This is a genomic window from Paenibacillus sp. (assembly GCF_031177825.1).
GTDB lineage: Bacteria > Bacillota > Bacilli > Paenibacillales > YIM-B00363 > Paenibacillus_AE.
The window spans coordinates 226,023-241,224 of sequence record NZ_JAPSKE010000001.1 but is presented as its reverse complement, the minus strand read 5'-3'; the positions used below and the strand labels follow the sequence as shown (position 1 = coordinate 241,224).

Sequence of the window (15,202 nt, the reverse complement as noted above, 5' to 3'; positions counted from 1 at the left end):
TGCGGAATGAACATTCGCAAGCTTCGTCTATTCGATACAGAGAACGCCTTGTCCAGCGAGGACCGGGACGAATACGAGAAAGATTACGCAAGGCTGATTCAGTCGCCCGCGTTCCGAAGGCTGCAAGGCAAGTCGCAAGTGTTCGGCGCCGGTTCAGGCGACTATTACCGCACGAGATTAACGCATTCGCTCGAGGTGTCGCAGATCGCCCGGGAGGTGGCCCGCAGGCTCTACAAGACGGAATCGTTCTTGTCGAAGAAGGAGCACCCCGGGCTCATGATGGACCCGGAGGTCGTGGAATGCGCCGCGTTGGCGCATGATTTCGGCCATCCGCCGTTCGGCCACAAGGGCGAGGAAATTCTGAATCTCCTTCTGCGGGAACGGTACGGCATGGCGTACGAGGGCAACGCGCAAAACTTCCGCATCCTCATGTTTCTCGAGAAACGCGCGGGCAGCGAACGCGGCCTCGACTTGACGGCGGCAGTGCTGCTGGCGATCAACAAATACCCGGTGTCGATCGAGGAACCGGGCCGGCTCAAAGGCGTATACGGCATGGAGTGGGAAGGCATCAAGCAGCTGCGCGACGTCTGGGGCATGCCCGAACGGCGGGCGACGCTCGAAGCGCAGTTGATGGACTTGTGCGACGATATCGCGTATTCCACGCACGATATCGAGGACGGGATGCGGGCGGGGAAAATTCAGCTCAATCCGAATTTCTTCGAAGACGAGCGGCTCGTCGATAACGTCGTGCAGGAAATCGTGGACGATGCGGGCAACAGCGGAGTGAGATGGGACGAGGTCGACCGGAAGTCGATGGTGCGCCGCGTGCTCGCCGATTACTGCCGGCAGTGGGAATCGATCTACGCCCAGTGCGGCAGGGAGGCGTCGCGGGCGCGTCGCGAAATCAAGGCGCGTTGGGTCGGCAAGTTCGCGAATCAGGTCGGGATCATCGACGATCCGAACATCGGCTGGAAGCGCGTGACGTTCGTGCGGGACGGGCAGGAGGATCTGGATCTGCTGCGAACGATGGAAATTTTGAAGAAGCTCGCTTGGGTGACGATGATCAAGGACGTGCGCGTGCAGCGTCTGCAGAAGCGCAACGAGATTATCGTGCGGCGGCTGTGGGACAGCTTCAGCGACGTAGAGACGGGGAAGCTCATCCTGCCTCCGGATTGGATCGAAAGCTATCGGCAGCATAAGAACAAGTGGCCGTGGGAGCGCATGGTGGCCGACTATATCGCCGGCATGACCGACGCGTACGCGGAGAAAGTGTATTCGGAGCTGTACGCGAGCCGCACGGGCTCGATCTACGAGCGGGATTGACAGACGGAAGGACGTACCGCTTCGGCGTCGCATCGCGACGGTTCGAAGGATACGTCCTTCTTCGCGTGTGTGGAAGGGAAAGCAAGCCGCCGGCTTAAATCAACTGGATCACATGAACGACGTTCTCGTGCGAGTGCACCTTCAAGACGTGATTGACCGGGTCGTATTCGATGGTGCCGGAACCGATCGACAGCTTCGGCATCGAACCGAGCCCGTAGAAGATGTCGTCGGCCAACGTGCGCATAAATTCGGCCTGCTCGGCCGATGCCAAAGCGGACCAGTCGTCCGCATCCATCTCGAATGCTTCATAGCTGTCGTCGATCGTTCCGATGGCGTTCGCCAGATCGGTGACGATGTCTTTGTATTCTCGGTTGAATTTGACGCCCACGTCGGGTCGCCTCCGTTCTGCAGAGAGTTGTTCTTATCATAACAGTCGGACAACGGAGATGCCAATCGGGTCGAAAGCGGAGTGCATGGAAGATATACGTTATGTTTTACAGCTAAGTGCGAAAAATACCTGTCATTAATATTTACATCGGAAACGCTATTGAATATAGTAGTAAAAATACAATCGAGGCGAGAGAGGACGTGGGCTGCCATGGACATTACGAAGCTGCCGAAGGTGGATTTGCATCTGCATCTGGACGGAAGCGTCAAACCGGAAACGATCGTCGATCTGGCGAACGAGGACGGCATCGAGCTGCTCGACACCGACAAGGAGACGATCTCCTCGCTGATGCAGGTCAAGGGACAATGCGCCAGCCTCGAGGAGTATCTCGGCAAGTTTCTGTTCGTCGGGCGATTTCTGCATACGCCGAACGCCTTGGAGCGCGTCGCGTACGAGTTGGTCGAGCAAGCCTCCGAGCAAAATTGCAAATATATCGAGGTGCGCTTCGGGCCTCAATTGCACCGGGAACGAGGGTTGTCCGCCGTGGAGGTCGTTCATGCCGTGATCGAGGGGCTGCGCCGCGGAGAGGAGACGTTCGGGGTGAAGGCGCGGGCCATCGCCGCATGCCTCAGATCCCACTCGGACGCGTCGAACCGAGAGGTGATCGAAGCCGCCGCTGAATACTTAGGAAGAGGGATCGTCGCCGTCGACCTCGCCGGCGACGAAGCGAGCTTCCCCGCGGAGCGGTTCGCGGACGTATTCCGGCACGCGCGGCGCCGCGACATCCCGATCACGATCCACGCCGGAGAAGCGGCGGGACCGAAGAACATCTACGACGCGGTGACGAAGCTGGGCGCCTCTCGCATCGGACACGGCGTCCGTCTGCGGGAGGACGCCGACGTGCTAAGGCTCGTTCGCGAACGCCGCATTCCGCTGGAGATGTGCCCCGTCAGCAATATCCAAACGAAAGCGTCGCCGGGCTGGTTCGCTTATCCGATTCGGGACTATTTCGATCAAGAGCTGATGGTCACCGTCAATACGGACAATCTGACGGTTTCGGATACGAACCTAGGCAAGGAATATGCGATGCTGCAGGAACACTTCGCCTTCCGCCCGCAGGAGCTGAAGCGGCTCATATTGAACGGCGTCGACGCTGCGTTCTTGCCGGACGCGGAGAAGATGGCGCTGCGCGCGTCCATGGCATCGGAGTTCAATCGGCTCGGCATCGCCTAACCTCAATGCGTCGACCGCGCCGCGGACGTCCCGCATATTTCCGGCGAACGGGAACGGTTTCGGCGCCGCCGATGCACGAGCAGCGCGACGAGCGCGAGCGCGACGAACGCCGACCCGCCCGAATACGCCAAATACCGATCCTCCCACCCCGGCTGGAATTTCGCTTTGAAGCGCTGCAGTCCGTCGAAGTTGTAGTAGCGCGCCGCGACCCGCCGCACAAGCTTGAGCCAAGGTCGACTGTCGCTTGCGTTCGCCATAGGCGACGCGCCGAGACTGCACTCGGCGTACCCGGAAGCTTGTCCCCAAGTCAGAATGCGTACGAACAGCGTCTCCATCCCTCCGGAAGGGCTGCCATCCCGATACCGCATGAGATCGATGGCGAGGCCTCGCTCCCCCTCCGGACGTTGGAATGCGGCCAACGTGACGAAGGCAAGCAATTCGCCTCCGGGCGAACGAAGCGTCGCGACCGGATGCGCCGCGACGTATGTGTCGCAATAGCTCCCCACGGAAAACGATTTCTCCCGTTTCCCTCCGAGCCACGCGTCGGATACCGATTGGATTTCGGACATCAACGCGTCGGCATGAGGCGGGAGCGAGATCTCGCTTCGGTAGCCCTCGCGTTCGATTTTATGGATTTTAGTTCGAAGCTTGACCCAACTTTTCCCGTTCGTATGGAAACCGGTCAACGCCACGGAAGCTTCCTCGCCCGTTTTCATCGTATGGAACCCGTAACGTTCTAACCAAGCCGCGTATCGCGGTCCCATCTGGTAGAAGATGCAATCGCGCCCGGAAGTCTTGCCCGATGACAAAAATTCCGCCAATGCGGCTCGCCCGTCCGTCTCCGATCCGACAGGGTCTCCTAGGACGACTCTCTTGCCGGCGATAGAAGCATAGAGCAAGTAGGCGGAACGGTCGGCAGACCAGAATCGCCGCTTGTCTTCCTGATAATGCAAATGGGATACGCTGTTTCCGATCGCGGCGCCGGCGCGCTCGGACGGGTGTGGGAAGGAAAGGGAAATCGATGCGTTCATAAGCCAAGGGTTCCTCCATCGTCGAGTAGGTCTTCGTTGTACTTCGGTATCATAACATGATTCTTTCGATATAGGACCGTAAACCTGAGTGCGGAGCGATGCAAAACATTTGCGCGTCTTCATATTGTCTGAATCTAGCAATCGTGATACGTTTAGTGCATTATGTCTTTTTGGTAGAGGCGGGATAGGTTGAGGAAGAAGAGGACCATGGCATGGGCCGCGGCGATCGGCGTCGGCGTCTGCGCGTTCGCGGCCGCGCAAGCGATCGCCTCCGGGGCCGCGGGCGGGGTCGTCTCGTTGTCGGCTCGAACGATCGACGGCGAGGTGTACGTGAAGGCGAGCAGTCTGACGAACGCGCTCGGCGGCTCGGGGTCGTACGATGCCGCGACGAAGACGTATCGATACGAGCCAGGGGAGTCCACCGCCGACCTGATCGAGAAGGCGGGGCCTTCCGTCGTCGCGATTATCGGCAAGCCGGATACCAATGCGCTTCGGTCGAGCGACCGCTTCGCGTTAACGCACGGCTCGGGGGTCGTCGTCTCGGCGGACGGCTGGATCGTGACGAACGCGCACGTCATCGAAAGCATGAAGGAAATCATCGTTCTGGCGCACGACGAGAAGCAGTATAAGCCGACGAAGGTATTCAAGGACGCCGCCAGCGACCTTGCGCTGCTGAAGGTATCGGCGACGGGGCTCGCGCCGGCGGCGTTCGCGGACAGCGATCAGGTGCGTCCCGGAGAGACGGCGATCGCGATCGGCACGCCGGTGAACTTCTCGCTGCGCAACTCGGCGACCGTCGGCGTCATCAGCGGCGTCAACCGCTCGGTGAACTCGACGTACCGGCTGCTGCAGACGGACGCGGCGATCAATCCGGGCAACAGCGGCGGACCGCTGCTCAATGCGAGCGGCGAAGTCGTCGGCATCAACACGCTGAAGTTCGTCGACGTGTCCGTGGATAATACGGGATTCTCGATTCCGGCGAACACGGTCGCTTACATCGTCGATCATTTGAAGAAATACGGCGCCGTGAAGCGGGCGTACGTCGGGTTCGAGCTCGAAGAGAGCTGGGAAGCGGTCGTCGGCCTGTCGACGAGCAAGCCGATGACCGTCACCTATGTCGATCCGGCGTCCCCGGCGGCGAAAGCCGGCGTGAAGAAGGGCGACGCCTTGTATTCGATCGATCAAGCGAAGGTCGTCACGAAGGTCGACTTGAACGAGAAGCTGAAGTCGTATATGCCGGGAACGAAGGTTACGGTTACGATGCTCTCGGGCGGCGATATCGTGCAGCGTACGATCCCCTTGCAAGACCAACCCTAAGCGGCGGAGGATACGAAATCATGAAGAAGAAACTACTATCGAGCGCGGCGCTCGCGGCCCTCGCGTGTTCGATCGGCGTCGGGGCCTATGCGGCCGAAGCCGACAAGGTCGAAGTGAAATTGACGATCGGGAAAGCCGAGGCGGTCGTAGGAGGGCAGGCGCTGCCCGTGAAACCGCCCGTCATCGTCAACAACTCGACGTTGGTGCCGCTGCGCGTCATCTCGGCGGCGTTCGCCTCCGACCCGCAATGGCTGCCGGATACGCAAGGCATCGTATTGACGTACGGCGGCAAGACGATCGAGCTGACGATCGACAGCGTCGTCTCGACGGTGAACGGCGAGAAGCGGAACGTCCCTAGCGCGCCGAAGCTGATCGACGGCACGACGATGGTGCCGGTGCGGTTCATCTCCGAGACGTTCGGCGCGGAGGTAAGCTTCCAAGACGAAGGCGGCGTACAGTCGATCGCGATCAGCGGCAGCTTGGCGGAAGGGACCGCTCCGTCCGAAGAGGCGCCGGTCATCGACGGCGACGAAGGCAAGACGAAGATCGGGGACAGCCATTGGGGATGGACGATGAATTACCCGTCCGGACTCGTTCAAGATTTCCAAGCGCTGAACGGCGAATGGATTTATTTCTCGGACGCGAACGGGGAGTACGGCATCGATATCGAAGTGGATACGACGCAGCCGAAGATGAAGGAGAGCGGATTGCTCGCCGCGTTGACCGACACCATCTACGACGGGACGATCTTGGACAAGCGGCTGGTACAGAGCGGCCCCGTTCCTTATGCGAAGGTCGTCTCCCGGTCGTCCGCAGGCTCTTATTTGGAAAACCGCCTTTACTTGAAGGACGGCGTATTGTTTTGGTACGGCTTCGAGGCGTACGACGAGGCGAACTATAAGAACCAAGCGAAGATGCGCGTGTACCAGGATTTGATCGACAGCTTCGAGGTGTCGTTCGACGCGGCCGACGACGAGACGAAGGACGTATCCTCCGTGAAGGACGGGTACATACAACATAAGGATGACGTGTACGGCATCGCGATGGAGCTCCCGGCCAGCTGGACGGCGTCGAGCGATACGACCGGCCTGAACTTCTATGCGGCCGATGGCGATCTAAGCATGTATTTCACAATGAACTCGTTGGAAAAGGGCGACACGCTCGAAGCATGGGCGCAGCGCCACGAGAAGCGGTTCGCGCAAGAGCTGCTGCCGGCGTATCGGGAAATCGGGAAGCTGCCGGATACGAAGGTCGACGGCGCGCGCGCCTTGGTTCGGTTATGGTCCGAGCGCGCGGACGATAGCTCCGACTGGACCGATACATATGACGTCTACGTGATCAAAGGCGGATATAAATACAATTTCTCGTTCTTTTACGGCAAAGACAATCGAGACGAAAGCCGCCCGACGATCGAACGCATCATCGAGTCCATTCGAATCGACGAGAGCGTCGCGGAGAACAACTTCGGGTATTTGGACGACGCGTACGGCATCGATATGGACGCAACGACGGAGATCGTCAACGAGGTGTACGGTTACTCGTTCAACGTACCGTCGTTCTGGACGGAAGGCTATTACAACTCCGACGAGAGTTATACCTATGAATATCGCGGCGGCTCGCTGACGATCGAAGCCGACGACACGACGACGTACAAGGAGGCCGTCGCCTCCGAGGAAGATAACGTCAAGTTCGCCATGGAGTACGACAGCACGACGAAGATCGTCGAAAATGTCGCGATGACGTTCAAGGGCGTCCCGGCGAAGAAGATCGTCCTGCGCTCGGGCGGCGGAGAGGGCTCGCTCGTCTCGACGACGTACGTGCTCGAGAAAAACAAAGTCGTCTATACGATTCGAGCCGAAGAGCTCCAAAGCTCCAGAACGCCAGAGAATATTAAGCGGATGAATGACGCGATCGATTCGTTGACGTTCGAGTAAACAACAAAAAACCGGCGGGGAGGAGCTTATGACTCAAGCTCCAACTCGCCGGTTTTCGCGTTTTTCAATACGATGCGAGCTTCGATCGGTTCGCCGCGCTCGTCTTTCCATTTCAGCTTGCTCGTTCGGCCCTTCTCGATCAACGAGCGAACCATCGCGTCGGTGAGCGTCCGTCCGAAGCTTTCCTTCCAGATGACGAAGGTACAGCCCGTCTTATAATGGCTGCAGCCGTACCCCTTGCGGCCCATGAAGATCGTACCGCCGCAGCCGTCCCGCGGGCAATTGCCGATCGTGGAAGGCGCCGTCGCCGCTGCGGTCGCCGTCGCCGTTCCGGCGGAGGAAGCCGTTGTCGAGGGCGTAGCCGACGAGCCGGCTTTGGCGGTCTTCGACGACGCCGCGCGCGGCTTCTTCGCGCCGGGGCCGGAGCCGGCAGCCGGCTTCCGCTCGCGTGTCGCGGGGCGTTCCGACTCGAAGGCGGAGCGGGATACGCCGGCCGACATCCGCACCTTGTCGACGATGAAGGCGGCGAACTGCTTCACCTTCGACATGAACGCCTCGTCCGCCGCGGTGCCCCGCGAAATTTCCGTCAGCCGCCGCTCCCAATGTCCGGTCATCTCCGGGGAGGCGAGCAGCTCGACGCCGGCGCCGCGGATGAGCTCGATCGCCATGCGGCCCTTCTTCGTAATGACGATCCGCTTGCCTTGCATCTCGATGTATTCGACCTGCTTCAGCCGCTCGATGGTGGCCGCCCTCGTCGCCGGCGTACCGAGCCCCGAATCTTTCATCGCTTCGCGAAGCTCGTCGTCCTCGATCTGCTTGCCGGCGCTTTCCATCGCCTTCAGCAGCGTACCTTCCGTGAACGGCTTCGGAGGCTGGGTTTCCTTCTCTTTCACTTCGGAACTAACGTTCTTCACGCCGGCCGTCGCGTCGATCGAGAAGGGGGCGTCCGTCTCCGCCTCGTCTTCCTCTTCGTCGTCCTTCGCCTTGCCGCGCGGCTTCTTCTTGTCGAGCGATAAATCGGCGTAGACGACCTTCCAACCGAGATCGAGCAGCTGCTTCACCGACGTCTTGAACCGCTCCTGCTCCACCTCGGTCAGCACCGTGTGCTGCTTGTATTCAGCGGCAGGGTAGAAGTGGGAGAGAAACCGGCGTACGATCAAGTCGTAAACCTTCTGCTCGTCCGGCGTCAACGTGCCCGGCCTCTTGTGGGTCGGCAGGATGGCATGGTGATCCTCGACCTTGCTCGGGTTACACACGTTCGGGTTGCCTTTGTGTACGAAGCGCTTGGAGGCGCCGGCGACAAGGGCGTCGTACGCGGTGCCGCGGAGCGCATCGAGCGCGCGGTGCATCTCGGGAATGTTCTGCTCGTTCACGTAGTTCGAATTCGTCCGCGGGTACGAGATGACCTTATGCTTCTCGTAGAGCGATTGCGCAACGTCGAGCGTCTTCTTGGCGGAGAAGCCGTATTTGGCGTTCGTCTCGCGCTGCAGCAGCGTCAAGTCGAACAGCCGATACGGATATTCCTTCGTATCCTTGACTTCGTAATTTTCGATGCGGCCGGGCTTGCCCGACGTCTTCGCGGCGATCTTGTCCGCGGCCTCGCGGGAATGGAGTCGTTCGCCTTGCCAGACGCCCTTATACGTAACGTCGCCTTGCTCGAAGACGGCGTGCACCTCGTAATATTTCGTCGCGCCGAACGCCTCGATCTGCATTTGCCGGTCGTACACGAGCGCGAGCACCGGCGTCTGCACCCGGCCGACGGACAGCAGCACGTTGTGCTTCGTCGTGAACGCGCGGGAGCCGTTCATGCCGATCAGCCAGTCCGCTTCGCTGCGCGCCTTCGCGGCTTTCGTCAAGTTTTCGTATTCGGCGGCGTCTTTGAGCGAGGCGAAGCCGGCGCGGATCGTCTCCGGCGTCAAATCGGAAATCCACAGCCGATGCACCGGGTGAGAGAGCTTCAAGTATCGCTGAATGAGCGAGAAGATGTGTTGGCCCTCCCGCCCGGCGTCGCAGGCGTTGACGAGCCGGTCGCAGCGCTTCGCCAGATCGGCGATGACGTTTAGCTGATCCTTCGTCTTCGAGTTCGGGATGAGCTTGAAGTTCTCCGGAATGATCGGCAGGTGGGCTAAATTCCACTTTTTATACTTGTCGTCGTAATGGTCGGGCTCGGCGAGGGTGATCAGATGTCCGATCGCCCAAGTGATAATATAACGCTCTCCTTCGAGATAGGATCGCTTGTTCGCCGCCCGCGGTTCGATCGCGGCCGCGATGTTCCTCCCCATATCGGGCTTCTCGGCGATGACGAGTGTCTTCATACGCGCGTTCAAAATCCTCTCTCTCTATCTTGTCCGAATCTATCGTATCATATTTCGGACCGTTCCGAGGCAAGGAAAATGAAAACGATGCTTGACAAAACATCTCAAATTCGAATAAAATTTAAGTATTACGAATTTGAGATAAGTTTGTAATCATACATTCTTAGGAGGAAGATGAACATGGCATTGACGAAATGGGCGGTAGACCCGACGCACAGCAGCGTGGACTTCTCGATTAAACACATGATGATTTCGAAGGTGAAGGGGACGTTCACGAGCTTCGACGCTTCGATCGAAGCGGATCCGCAAGATCTGACGACGGCGAACATTTCGTTCACCGTCGATCTGGCCAGCGTGAACACGAACAACGCGGATCGCGACAACCATTTGCGCTCCGCCGACTTCTTCGACGTCGAAAACCAGCCGAAGCTGACGTTCGTCGCGAAGTCGATTCGGAAGACGGACGTCGGGGAGTATACCGTGACGGGCGATCTGACGCTGCACGGCGTAACGCGTCTCGAGACGTTCGCCGTGACGTTCGAAGGCGAAGGCAAAGATCCGTGGGGCAACGAGAAGGTCGGCTTCAGCGCGAGCGGCTCCTTGAAGCGCAGCGATTACGGGTTGACTTGGAACGCGGCGCTCGAGACGGGCGGCTTCCTCGTCGGCGACGACGTGAAGGTATCCATCGAGCTCCAAGCGGTGAAACAAGCCTAATCTCATAGCGAACGAACCGAAACTCCGGACGCGATGCGCCCGGAGTTTCGTCGTTGTTCTAGGGCGGAGGGCGCCGCGTTACTTCGCCGGCACAGGCTCGCGGGACGGCTCGATCGGCCGAAGCGCCTTCGTCTCGTCATAGAAGACGAAGGCGTCGTACCGGTCCGCGATGACGGACGGCACGTAGTTGCCGAACCGCTCCCGTCTCGGGTCGTACACGACGCCGATCGCTCGGTGCGGGATCGTCGCTCGGAACGGCTCCGGATCGTTCCGCAGCAGCACGTATTTATCGAAAGCGCCGGCTTCGTGCAGCAGATGCTCCCAGCTGTCCGGCACGCCGGGCGGGACGGTCATGACTTCCAGCCGCGCGCCCCAGGAAGAGCCTGCGACGACGGTGCCGCGGTACGTGCCGAAGCCGATGGCGTAGACGGCGTCGGCGCCGTATTTCTCGCGGGTCAGCTGCCCGACGTTGACCATGCCTTCGCGCGCCATATCGGTGGCGCGCGCATCCCCGATATGCGTGTTGTGTTCCCAGACGACCCCTCGGGAATCCGGGCCGTAAAACGACGCGACCCGCTCGAGGGCGTCGACCATATGCCGGTCGCGTACGTTCCACGATTCGGCGTCGCCGCGCACCATCGTGCGATAGTACGCCTCCGCATTGACGCTTACGAGGGCATTGACCTCCGCGGAAAGGGAGGCTTCCGCTTCGCTCGAGTCGGGCGACCCGGCATGACGCTCGCGACGTACCTTCGCGAGCAGACGTACGACGTCGTCCTCGCAGTCTTCGCCGTACAGTCCTGCCGATACGGCGTACGACTGCTCGTCGCGCTGATGCGCCTCGAAGCATTCGAAGGCTCGCTTCGCTTGTTCGAGCGCGGGGGAGTCGATCTTCTCCAGGTAGGCGATCATCTCGTCGAGCGATTCCCAAAGGGAGTAAACGTCGATGCCGTAGAAGCCGACTTTGACGTCGCCATCGGGCAGCTTGTCGTTGTAGTCGCGGAGCCACTCGACGAGCTCGGCGATCTCTTCGTTGGCCCACATCCATGACGGCCACCGGTCGAAGGCGCGCATCGCTTCCCGGACGGAGGCGGGCGCATCCGGCGCTCGCTTGACGTATTTGTTCAACGCCATGCAGGACGGCCAATCGCCTTCGACGGCGATGAACCGAAAGCCGTGCGATTCGATCAGCCGCTTCGTGATCGCGGCGCGGCCCGTATAAAATTCCGACGTCCCGTGAGACGCCTCGCCGAGCAGCGCGAAGCGGGCGTCGGCGGCGGCGAGGGCGAGGGTCGCGTAATCTTCCGGACTCCGGAGCGCCGCGGCGCTTCGTTGAATTTCTTCGATCATCGATTGCATACGCACCGCAGGGTTCCATCCTTTGCCGGATAATTGAGTTCATATGTATTCTTTCCCGCGCTTGTCATCGAAATGTAATACTGGCGCCGACACCGTTTTACAAATTCCTCGAAAGCCCTCTGTTATACTGAGGACACGCTTAGAGAATCTAAGCGATCCTTAGGAGGGATTTCGAATGAGCGAAGCGGAAAACCAAGAAGTGTTGGCGGAGAACGAAGACGTGCAAGCGGAAGAGGCGGTCGAAGAAGCAGAGGCTGCCGCTTCGGAGGAAGCGGAGGCGGAGGACGCGGCGGAAGCGATCGACGCGGAAATCGAAGAGGCGGAGGCGGAAGCGGCAGCGGCGGAACCCGAAGAGCCGGCTGAAGCGTCGGATTCGGAAGAAGACTCGTTGTAACGATCGCTCACGGTCCCTCTCCTTTCGCAAAACATCAAGATCGCCCATATTAGGGCATAATAAGAAGGCTGTCTTCCGGGACGGCCTTTTTTCTTTGGTTTCCGGATCCGAACGTCGGTTGAACGACCGTAGACAGAGGTTTATAGTGGAACGAAATAGGAAGTACGAGACCTCTGAACGAACGGAAGTGTTGCCCCGGGATGGAATCGTGGAAGCGTACGATGTGGATTTTATGGTTCGGCGTACTGTTGTGCAGCGCGAGCTATACGATGTCGGTGCCGTTCCTGCCGCTGTTCCTGTACGAGCTCGGCGTAGCGGAGAAGGACGTCAATTGGTGGGCGGGCGTCGTGCATTCGTCCGCGTTCCTCGTCGGAGCGATCATGGCTCCGTTGTGGGGTTCGGTGGCCGATAAGTACGGGAGGAAGAAGATGGTGCTTCGCGCGGGTTTCTCGTTGGCGCTCATCTATGCGCTTATCGGGTTCGTGCATACCCCGTGGGAGCTGGTCGTCGTTCGACTGCTGCACGGCTTCGTCGGCGGCTTCGTCCCGGCCTCGATGGCGATCGTTTCGAGCGTGGCGCCGAAGGAGAGGATGGGCTGGAGCCTCGGCATGATGCAGGCCGGAACGATGAGCGGCGGCATTCTGGGGCCGATGATCGGCGGGCTGCTCGCCGAATGGTTCGGGATGCGAATGTCGTTCGTCGCGGCGGGCGCGCTCATCTTCGCGGCGACGACCGCGGTGCTGTTCACCGTTCGCGAGGGGCGGCCGGCGGAACCGTCGAAGCCTTCGTCGGTCCGGGCCGATCTAGCGAACGTGTTCCGTCAGAAGGCGCTGCTGTCGATGCTGCTGCTGTTGGTCGCGTTTCAGATGACGTATAACATGATTCAACCGCTGCTCACGCTTCATATCGCGGACTTGCAGGGCAGCGTCGAGGACGCCGCGCTCACATCGGGCTTCGTCTTCGCGTTGATCGGCATCGCGGGAATCGTCGCCTCCCCGTTCTGGGGAAGAACCGGGGAGAGGCTGGGATATGCGAAGGTGCTGACCGTTTGCTTCGCGGGGTCGGCGGTCGCGATCACGTCGCAATTTTTCATTTCGGAATTATGGCTTTTTACCCTGATACAATTTTGCTTCGGTCTGTTTATGGCCGGCATCGTGCCGTCCGTGAATACATTAATGGTGCGGAGTACTCCGGACGACTTCCGAGGGCGGTCGTTCGGTTTGACGGCGAGCGCCAACCAGTCGGGCGCGATGATCGGCCCGCTGCTCGGCGGGGGGCTTGGCGCGTTCCTCTCGTTCCAATGGATCTTCGTGACGGCCGGGCTGCTGTATACGGCGCTAGGGGCGATCGTCTGGTTTTCGTCCGGGAAGGAAAGCCGGGAAGGCGCGGTGCCGTCGAAGACCGAACGGCGTTCGATGTAATCGGGGGACGGGGGAATTATTCGATTTCTACAAGTTTCCGATTTCCTCTCCCCGATTTTCTGCGCGGCTCATGATAATTATTTTCGTCAAAAGGCTCAATATCGCGGAAAAAAAGTTCGTGGAAAAGCAGGAATATTCGTTTTTGTACGGTATTCTATATAATGACTACATCCTGTAGAGAAGGAAAGGTGGAGGAGTCATGCCGGATATGCTGGTAAAGCTGTACGAGCTGCCGGAGATCCCGTCCGAAGCGGCGTACGCTTCGCAGAGCGGCGTTACCGTTCGCCGGGCGATCGCGCCGGAGAAGCATGTCGTAACGAAGTGGATCGGAGAGCACTTCGGTCCGGGTTGGGTCAGCGAAGCGGAGGCCGCTTTCGCAAGAAGCCCGGTATCGTGTTTCATCGCGGCGCAGGACGGAAAGCTGATCGGGTTTTCCTGTTACGACGCGACGATGAGAGGGTTCTTCGGCCCGACGGGCGTGGACCCGGAAGAACGGGGGCGCGGAGTGGGGAAGATGCTCTTCCTCTATGCGATGCAGGCGATGCGGTCCGAAGGTTACGGCTATGCGATCATCGGCGGCGCCGGACCTACCGAATTTTACGCGAAGACGGCGGGCGCGGTAGCCATACCCGATTCGTCGCCAGGGATTTACAAGGGCATGTTAAAATTATAAACGCGAGGGAGTGGCTGGAATGGCAAAGCTGAAAATCGGCGTTATCGGCGCCGGGTCCATCTCGGACGTGCATTTCCAATCTTACGAAAACCATCCGGACGTCGAAATTTACGCGATTTGCGACTTGAACGAGGAGCGCGCGAAAGCGAAGGCGGCCCGTTACGGAGCGACGAAGACGTTCACGGACTACCGCGAGCTGCTCGCGCTGCCGGAAATTCACGGCGTCAGCATTTGCACTTGGAATAATACGCATGCACCGATCGCGATCGCGGCGCTCGACGCGGGGAAACATGTGTTGGTAGAAAAGCCGCTCTGCAAGACCGTGGAAGAAGCGTTGGAAGTCGAGAAGGCGGTGGCGCGCAGCGGCAAGCTTCTGCAAGTCGGCTTCGTACGGCGGTACGCGTCGAACACGCAGACGTTGAAGAAGTTCGTGGACGACGGCGAATTCGGCGAGATTTACTATGCGAAGGCGACGTGCCTGCGCCGTCTCGGCAATCCGGGCGGATGGTTTTCCGACGTCGAACGTTCGGGCGGCGGCCCGCTGATCGATCTCGGCGTGCACGTCATCGACATCTGTTGGTACTTGATGGGGCGCCCGAAGGTTTTGTCCGTCAGCGGCAACGCTTACAATAAGTTGGGCAATCGGAACAACGTACAAGGATTGTCGTTCTACAAGGCGGCGGACTACGACGCTTCCAAGAACACGGTCGAGGATTTGGCGAACGCGCTTATCCGGTTCGAGAACGGCGCTTCGTTGATGGTCGACGTCAGCTTTACGCTCCACGCGAAGAAAGACGAGCTGTACGTGAAGCTGTTCGGCGAACGGGGCGGCGCCGAGCTCGAGCCGGAATTGCAGCTCGTGCTTGAACGCCATAATACGATCCTGAATGCAACGCCGCAGGTAGACAATCTCACGTTCGACTTCAAAGACGCGTTCCAACAGGAAATAAATACTTTCATCTCCGCTTCGCTCGGGGAGAAACCTACGCTCAGCCCCGTGCAAGACGGCGTCGAGCTGATGAAGATCTTGTGCGCGATCTACGAATCCGCCGCCAGCGGCAGAGAAATTCGATTCGATACTTAAAGAACGGAGGACGAAT

The 15,202-nt window shown here is 59.6% G+C and carries 13 protein-coding genes; 9 read left to right on the top strand and 4 right to left on the bottom strand.

What is annotated here, in order from left to right; genetic code table 11:
• Nucleotides 1-6 precede the first annotated feature (6 nt).
• Nucleotides 7-1,323 carry a deoxyguanosinetriphosphate triphosphohydrolase family protein gene (locus RIN49_RS01020; RefSeq protein ID WP_309118300.1) on the top strand — a complete coding sequence of 439 codons (1,317 nt, stop codon included), beginning with the start codon at nucleotides 7-9 and terminating at the stop codon, nucleotides 1,321-1,323.
• Nucleotides 1,324-1,417: 94 nt separating this feature from the next.
• On the opposite strand, the gene RIN49_RS01015 is transcribed toward RIN49_RS01020, so the two are convergent.
• Nucleotides 1,418-1,711, bottom strand: a complete 294-nt coding sequence (locus RIN49_RS01015; protein ID WP_309118299.1) for a hypothetical protein — start codon at nucleotides 1,709-1,711, stop codon at nucleotides 1,418-1,420.
• Between the two features lie 210 nt (nucleotides 1,712-1,921).
• On the opposite strand from RIN49_RS01015, the gene add reads away from it, so the two are divergent.
• Nucleotides 1,922-2,944 carry an adenosine deaminase gene (add, locus tag RIN49_RS01010; RefSeq protein ID WP_309118298.1) on the top strand — a complete coding sequence of 341 codons (1,023 nt, stop codon included), beginning with the start codon at nucleotides 1,922-1,924 and terminating at the stop codon, nucleotides 2,942-2,944.
• 2 nt (nucleotides 2,945-2,946) lie between these two features.
• Here add and RIN49_RS01005 read toward each other — a convergent pair whose 3' ends face one another.
• Complete coding sequence (locus RIN49_RS01005) at nucleotides 2,947-3,975, bottom strand: phosphatidylglycerol lysyltransferase domain-containing protein (protein ID WP_309118297.1); 1,029 nt, start codon at nucleotides 3,973-3,975, stop codon at nucleotides 2,947-2,949.
• Between the two features lie 207 nt (nucleotides 3,976-4,182).
• Between RIN49_RS01005 and RIN49_RS01000 the strand changes: the two genes are divergently transcribed.
• Together RIN49_RS01000 and RIN49_RS00995 are read left to right on the top strand one after the other, a co-directional pair.
• Nucleotides 4,183-5,292, top strand: coding sequence for a S1C family serine protease (locus RIN49_RS01000; RefSeq protein WP_309118296.1), 1,110 nt, complete (start codon nucleotides 4,183-4,185; stop codon nucleotides 5,290-5,292).
• A gap of 20 nt (nucleotides 5,293-5,312) precedes the next feature.
• Nucleotides 5,313-7,226: a stalk domain-containing protein gene (locus RIN49_RS00995; RefSeq protein WP_309118295.1), complete on the top strand. Its 1,914-nt coding sequence runs from the start codon at nucleotides 5,313-5,315 to the stop codon at nucleotides 7,224-7,226.
• Nucleotides 7,227-7,252: 26 nt separating this feature from the next.
• On the opposite strand, the gene RIN49_RS00990 is transcribed toward RIN49_RS00995, so the two are convergent.
• On the bottom strand, nucleotides 7,253-9,541 hold the full coding sequence (locus RIN49_RS00990) for a type IA DNA topoisomerase (RefSeq protein ID WP_309118294.1): 2,289 nt from the start codon (nucleotides 9,539-9,541) through the stop codon (nucleotides 7,253-7,255).
• A gap of 180 nt (nucleotides 9,542-9,721) precedes the next feature.
• Between RIN49_RS00990 and RIN49_RS00985 the strand changes: the two genes are divergently transcribed.
• Nucleotides 9,722-10,255 (top strand): YceI family protein, encoded by a 534-nt coding sequence (locus tag RIN49_RS00985; protein ID WP_309118293.1) that lies wholly within the window; start codon nucleotides 9,722-9,724, stop codon nucleotides 10,253-10,255.
• A 78-nt stretch (nucleotides 10,256-10,333) separates the two neighbouring features.
• Here the strand turns inward: RIN49_RS00985 and RIN49_RS00980 are convergent, their stop codons facing one another.
• Nucleotides 10,334-11,614 (bottom strand): erythromycin esterase family protein, encoded by a 1,281-nt coding sequence (locus RIN49_RS00980; protein WP_309118499.1) that lies wholly within the window; start codon nucleotides 11,612-11,614, stop codon nucleotides 10,334-10,336.
• A gap of 175 nt (nucleotides 11,615-11,789) precedes the next feature.
• Here RIN49_RS00980 and RIN49_RS00975 point away from each other — a divergent pair, with 175 nt between their 5' ends.
• From RIN49_RS00975 to RIN49_RS00960, 4 genes are all read left to right on the top strand, one after another.
• Nucleotides 11,790-12,008, top strand: a complete 219-nt coding sequence (locus tag RIN49_RS00975; RefSeq protein WP_309118292.1) for a hypothetical protein — start codon at nucleotides 11,790-11,792, stop codon at nucleotides 12,006-12,008.
• 200 nt (nucleotides 12,009-12,208) lie between these two features.
• A complete protein-coding gene (locus tag RIN49_RS00970; protein WP_309118291.1) occupies nucleotides 12,209-13,429 on the top strand; it encodes an MFS transporter in 1,221 nt (406 codons plus the stop codon).
• Between the two features lie 199 nt (nucleotides 13,430-13,628).
• Nucleotides 13,629-14,102: a GNAT family N-acetyltransferase gene (locus RIN49_RS00965; RefSeq protein ID WP_309118290.1), complete on the top strand. Its 474-nt coding sequence runs from the start codon at nucleotides 13,629-13,631 to the stop codon at nucleotides 14,100-14,102.
• Between the two features lie 19 nt (nucleotides 14,103-14,121).
• Nucleotides 14,122-15,186, top strand: coding sequence for a Gfo/Idh/MocA family protein (locus RIN49_RS00960; protein WP_309118289.1), 1,065 nt, complete (start codon nucleotides 14,122-14,124; stop codon nucleotides 15,184-15,186).
• Nucleotides 15,187-15,202: the final 16 nt, after the last annotated feature.

Coding starts and splice junctions, on each gene's coding strand:
- RIN49_RS01020 (WP_309118300.1), top strand. CDS start 7: ATGAACATTCGCAAGCTTCGTCTATTCGATACAGAGAACGCCTTGTCC.
- add (WP_309118298.1), top strand. CDS start 1,922: ATGGACATTACGAAGCTGCCGAAGGTGGATTTGCATCTGCATCTGGAC.
- RIN49_RS01005 (WP_309118297.1), bottom strand. CDS start 3,975: ATGAACGCATCGATTTCCCTTTCCTTCCCACACCCGTCCGAGCGCGCC.
- RIN49_RS01000 (WP_309118296.1), top strand. CDS start 4,183: ATGGCATGGGCCGCGGCGATCGGCGTCGGCGTCTGCGCGTTCGCGGCC.
- RIN49_RS00995 (WP_309118295.1), top strand. CDS start 5,313: ATGAAGAAGAAACTACTATCGAGCGCGGCGCTCGCGGCCCTCGCGTGT.
- RIN49_RS00990 (WP_309118294.1), bottom strand. CDS start 9,541: ATGAAGACACTCGTCATCGCCGAGAAGCCCGATATGGGGAGGAACATC.
- RIN49_RS00985 (WP_309118293.1), top strand. CDS start 9,722: ATGGCATTGACGAAATGGGCGGTAGACCCGACGCACAGCAGCGTGGAC.
- RIN49_RS00980 (WP_309118499.1), bottom strand. CDS start 11,614: ATGCAATCGATGATCGAAGAAATTCAACGAAGCGCCGCGGCGCTCCGG.
- RIN49_RS00975 (WP_309118292.1), top strand. CDS start 11,790: ATGAGCGAAGCGGAAAACCAAGAAGTGTTGGCGGAGAACGAAGACGTG.
- RIN49_RS00970 (WP_309118291.1), top strand. CDS start 12,209: ATGGAATCGTGGAAGCGTACGATGTGGATTTTATGGTTCGGCGTACTG.
- RIN49_RS00965 (WP_309118290.1), top strand. CDS start 13,629: ATGCCGGATATGCTGGTAAAGCTGTACGAGCTGCCGGAGATCCCGTCC.
- RIN49_RS00960 (WP_309118289.1), top strand. CDS start 14,122: ATGGCAAAGCTGAAAATCGGCGTTATCGGCGCCGGGTCCATCTCGGAC.